This is a genomic window from Rhodococcus sp. T9N (assembly GCF_024436645.1).
Lineage (GTDB): Bacteria > Actinomycetota > Actinomycetes > Mycobacteriales > Mycobacteriaceae > Rhodococcus_F > Rhodococcus_F qingshengii.
The window spans coordinates 1-1,431 of the sequence record NZ_JAMSKS010000062.1; the positions used below are offsets into that span (position 1 = coordinate 1).

Below are 1,431 nucleotides of genomic sequence, written 5' to 3' on the forward strand. Positions count from 1 at the left end.
ACCAAACCGCGCAGCAGCATCATCGAACCACGCCGACAACGTCGAATCCACACCACTGTCGACACCCGTGTCGCTCCATGACAGAACGCGATCCAACTCACCGGCGGTCATAACATCCACGTCGCCAACGGCAGCGGCCGGATTCGCGACAACGCCACGGAGGACGGACACGAACCGATCAGCGAACTCGGCCGCTGTCGACGCGTCGAACAGATCCGTCGCGTAGGTCAGGGTGCCGGACATACCGGCGTCAGCGGCGTCTTCAAGTGTGAATTGCAGATCGAACTTGGCCAGTGCTGCGTCGAATTCCACAGCAGCGGCGGTGAGTCCGGGCAGTTCGAGAGCACTCTGTCCAAGGTTCTGGAACGTCAACGCCACCTGGAACAACGGATGACGAGCCTGCGAACGAACCGGATCGAGAACCTCCACCACACGCTCGAACGGAACATCCGCATGCGCGAACGCCTGCAAATCCACCTCACGCGCCGACGCCAACAACTCGGCAAACGACATCGACGGATCAACCTCGGTACGCAGCACCAAGGTATTGACGAACATACCGATCACGTCATCGAGCTCGGCTTCACCACGACCCGCGATCGGGGCACCGATCGCAATGTCGGTCGTCGCGGACAGTCGTGCCAACAGCACCGCCAGAGCCGAGTGAACAACCATGAACGGAGTTGCGTTCGTTGCCTTGGCCAGTTCGTCCAGCTCAGACCACAGCTGCGGTTCGATGGTGAAACTGTGATTGGCGCCGCGCCCTGAAGCAATCTCGGGACGCGGACGATCACCAGGCAGATCCAACTGCTCCGGAAGATCAGCCAACGCATCCGACCAGAACGCAATCTGCTTCGCGATCATGGACTGCGGATCGTCCTCGGACCCGAGAACCTCGCGCTGCCACAACGAATAGTCGGCGTACTGCACCGGCAACGGCGTCCAGGTCGGAGCCTGGCCGTTGGTTCGGGCGTAGTAGGCGGTCATGACGTCGCGGGTCAGCGGGCCCATCGAGAAGCCGTCGGTCGAGATGTGATGCATCACGAACGACAACACGAAGTCGTCATCGGCGACCTGAAAAATCTTGGCGCGCAACGGAACCTCGACAGTGACATCGAAACCCTGGGCGAAGAACGAATACAGCTCCGCCTGGATTCGGTCGTCTGTGACGCGTTCTGCGCCGAGATCGATCGAGACATCTTCTACCGAGCAGATCTTCTGGTAGCCGACGCCGTCGACCTCGGGGTAGACCGTGCGCAGAACCTCGTGACGGCCGATAACGTCGTGAACTGCCGAATTCAGGGCCGCCAGATCGAGCGCACCCGTGAGCCGAACGGCAACAGGGACATTGTTGACAGCAGAATCGGTGTCGAATCGGTTGAGGAACCACATGCGCTGCTGCGCCAACGACAACGGAACCCGAACCGGACG

1 protein-coding gene is annotated in these 1,431 nt (G+C 60.7%); it reads right to left on the reverse strand.

Annotated features, from left to right (window positions below; all coding sequences use genetic code 11):
- A partial coding sequence (locus M1L53_RS33010; RefSeq protein ID WP_261949510.1) for a condensation domain-containing protein occupies positions 1–1,431 on the reverse strand: 1,431 nt, incomplete at both ends.